Source organism: Streptomyces phytophilus (assembly GCF_013870535.1).
Taxonomy (GTDB): Bacteria; Actinomycetota; Actinomycetes; order Streptomycetales; family Streptomycetaceae; genus Streptomyces; species Streptomyces phytophilus.
This window is the reverse complement of sequence record NZ_JACBXC010000752.1, coordinates 1-2,983: the sequence shown is the minus strand read 5'-3', so window position 1 is coordinate 2,983 and position 2,983 is coordinate 1. Positions and strand designations below refer to the sequence as shown.

The 2,983-nt window shown below is 74.6% G+C and carries 5 protein-coding genes; 1 reads left to right on the top strand and 4 read right to left on the bottom strand.

The genetic code is table 11. The features are described from left to right. On the top strand, positions 1–499 hold a 499-nt coding region (locus tag H5J30_RS24665), incomplete at its 5' end, for a gamma-glutamyl-gamma-aminobutyrate hydrolase family protein (protein ID WP_181789556.1). 6 nt (positions 500–505) lie between these two features. Here H5J30_RS24665 and H5J30_RS24660 read toward each other — a convergent pair. The 4 genes from H5J30_RS24660 to H5J30_RS24645 all read right to left on the bottom strand — a co-directional run. Next, entirely contained in the window at positions 506–1,363 is an 858-nt protein-coding gene (locus H5J30_RS24660; RefSeq protein WP_181789555.1) for an SAM-dependent methyltransferase, read from the bottom strand. Between the two features lie 146 nt (positions 1,364–1,509). Continuing rightward, positions 1,510–1,992, bottom strand: a complete 483-nt coding sequence (locus H5J30_RS24655; protein WP_181789554.1) for an SRPBCC family protein — start codon at positions 1,990–1,992, stop codon at positions 1,510–1,512. Further along, positions 1,989–2,333 carry an ArsR/SmtB family transcription factor gene (locus H5J30_RS24650; protein WP_309505621.1) on the bottom strand — a complete coding sequence of 115 codons (345 nt, stop codon included), beginning with the start codon at positions 2,331–2,333 and terminating at the stop codon, positions 1,989–1,991. Before H5J30_RS24650 ends, H5J30_RS24655 begins: the two co-directional genes overlap by 4 nt. 52 nt (positions 2,334–2,385) lie before the next feature. Further along, the coding region (locus H5J30_RS24645; protein WP_258563517.1) for a LysR substrate-binding domain-containing protein at positions 2,386–2,983 on the bottom strand (598 nt) is incomplete at its 5' end.

Genomic DNA, 2,983 nt, shown 5'->3' with positions numbered 1-2,983 from the left:
CGCGGGCGGCCCCGATGTCGACCCGGCGCGCTACGGCGCCGCGGCGGACGCCGGTACGGACCCGGTCACCCCGACGTCGCGCGAGCGGGACGCCTGGGAACTGGCCCTGATCGACGCGGCCCTGGCGGCGGAGCTGCCGCTGCTGGGGATCTGCCGCGGGGCGCAGTTGATGAACGTCGCGTGCGGCGGCACCCTGCGCCAGCACCTGGACGGCCACCGCGAACGCCCCGGGGTCTTCGGCGCGCACGAGGTCGAGCCGGTCCCGGGCACGCGGCTCGCCGCGCTGCTGCCGGAGGCGGTGACGGTCCCGGCGTACCACCACCAGGCGGTGGCGGAGCTGGGCACCGGCCTGGTCGCGTCGGCGTACGCGGCGGACGGGGTGGTCGAGGCGCTGGAGCTGCCGGCGGCGCGGAGCTTCGCGCTGGGGGTGCAGTGGCACCCGGAGATGGGCGAGGACGTGCGGGTGATGCGGGGCCTGGTGGCGGCGGCGCGCGGCTGACCTGCCTCAGCCGGCGGGCTTGCGGACGATGCCCCCGTACTCGTACACGGGCTTGGCGTGCTTCGTCGTGCCGAGGTAGGGCCTGAGCGACGGGTCGACGGGGGCCAGCGGCGGCTGGAACCGGTCGGGCCGCCAGTCGACGAGGTCCACGAGCCCCGGCTCGACCGGCTCCAGGCCGGTCACGAGGGCGTCGACCTCGGCGGGCGTCCGGGTCTGCCACGGGATGCCCTTGGCGCGGACGCTCTCCGTCATCGCGGCGCTGGTGGCGGGGTCGTCGGTCACCACCTGCGACAGGCACACGCAACTGCCGGGCCGGGCGCGGTCGAGCACGGCGCCGAGCACGCCGACGGGGTCGTCCTCGTCGGGTACGTGGTGCATGACCGACAGGTAGAGCACGGCGAGCGGCTCGTCGAAGTCGATGAGCCGGGTGACGAGCGGGTCGTCGAGGATGGTGCCGGGGTCGCGGAGGTCGCCGTCGACGACGATGGTCGAGGCGTCCTCGGCGAGCAGCGCGCGGCCGTGGGCGAGGACGATGGGGTCGTTGTCGACGTACACGACGCGGGCGTCGGGGGTGAAGCGCTGGGCGACCTGGTGGACGTTGTTGTCGGTGGGCAGTCCGCAGCCCATGTCGAGGAACTGCCGGATGCCGGCCTCCTGCACGAGCCAGCGCACGGCCCGGAAGAGGAACAGCCGGTTCTCGCGGGTGATGTCGAGCCCGGCGGGGAACTCCTGGAGCTGCCTGAGGGCGAACTCACGGTCGACGGCGTAGTTGTCCTTGCCGCCGAGGAGCCAGCCGTAGACGCGGGCGGACGTCGGCTGCTCGACGGACACGCCGGGTATGAAGGACTCGTCGTCTGCTGACACCACGTGCTCCCCGCGTCCACTCGACGCCTCGAAGATCAAGACAGGTGGGAACGAGGGTATCCCAGCGGGCCGACCCCCGCAGGGGGTACGGGCGTCCCGGAGGGCCGGGGCGAGGCGGTGCCCAGCGCCCCGCCCCGGTGCGGCCGTCAGGCCCGCGGGCCGAAGAGGGCGGCGAACCGGTCCAGGTACAGGGGCCAGCCGTCGGCGGAGCCGACGCCGTCCGCGACGGCCGCCCAGCCGGGGCCGTGCCGCTCGATACCGCGGTGCTCCAGCTCGACGCGCGTGCGGTCCGGGGTCTCGGCGACGAACCTGACCTCCACCTCGCTCGCGTTCTCCGGGTCGGCCTCCAACTTCCAGGTGGGGTCGATGTCCCAGCTGAACAGGACCCGCACCGGCGGCTCGTACGCCAGGACGCGCGCCCAGCGGCACTCGCTGCCGTCCTCGGCCCGGTCGTAGATGTGGCCGCCCACCCGCGGCTCGAAGACGGTCTCCACGACGGGCTTGCCGAGAAGGTTGTGCTCGGGCGGCTTGAAGTCGCCGAACCGCTCGGTGAAGGCGGTGAACGCCTTCTCCAGGGGTGCGGCCACGACGGTCTGCCGCCGTACCACGGCGTTCCCTTCCTGAGTCATTCTCTCTCCTCACTCCGGTCTGCTTCGCCGGTGCCGCGGCTTTCCACGGCGTCCTCGTACCCGGCCAGGGCGCGGCTCCAGAACGTCTCCAGCTGGTCCCGGAGCGCAGCGACTCCCATCGGGTCGAGCCGGTAGATCCGCCTCGTGCCCGCGGTGCGCTCCGTCACCAGTCCCGCGTTCTTGAGCACCTTCAGATGCTGGGAGACGGCCGGCCTGCTGACCGGCAGCTCATCCGCGAGTTCTCCGACCGCGCGCTCCCGCTCGGCCAGGCAGGCCATGATCGCCCGCCTGGTGGGATCGCCCACCGCGCTCCACCCGTCGTCCGATTCGTAAGTCTCCACGAACGGTAAGCATAGACTTACGGGTACGCGGGCGCAACGGGACCGGCCGCGGCTACGGGCCCTTGCCGGTCCGCGTCAGGGACAGCAGGTCCCGGGCCGGCCCCGCCGGCCGCTGGCCGCGCGGCCACACCGCCCGGAGCGCCCGGGTCAGGTCCAGCCCCGCCATCCCCACCGCCACCAGCCGCCGCGCCGCCACCTCGTCCGCCACCGCCAGCTCCGAGAGCACCGCGGGCCCCGCCCCCGTCACCGCCGCCGACTTCACCGCCGTCGTCGACGCCAGCTCCAGCAGCGGCACCCCCAGCCCGCCGTACGGGGCCAGCGCCTCGTCCAGCACCTGCCGCGTACCCGACCCCTGCTCGCGCAGCACCAGCGCCGCCCCCGCCAGCTCCGCCGGGGGCAGCCCCCGCCGCCGGCGCGCCCACGGATGCGACGGCGCCACCACGACCAGCAGCCGGTCGTGCCCGATCACCGCGCCGTCCAGCTCCTCCGGCACGCCCGGACCCTCCACGAACCCCAGGTCCGCCGCCCCGGAGCGGACCTGCGCCGCCACCGCCACCGAGTTCCCCGCCTGCAGCGACACCGCCGTCTCCGGCCGCGCCGCGCGCAGCGCGACCAGCCACCCCGGCAGCAGGTACTCCGCGACGGTCAGG

Coding starts and splice junctions, on each gene's coding strand:
- H5J30_RS24655 (WP_181789554.1), bottom strand. CDS start 1,992: ATGACTCAGGAAGGGAACGCCGTGGTACGGCGGCAGACCGTCGTGGCC.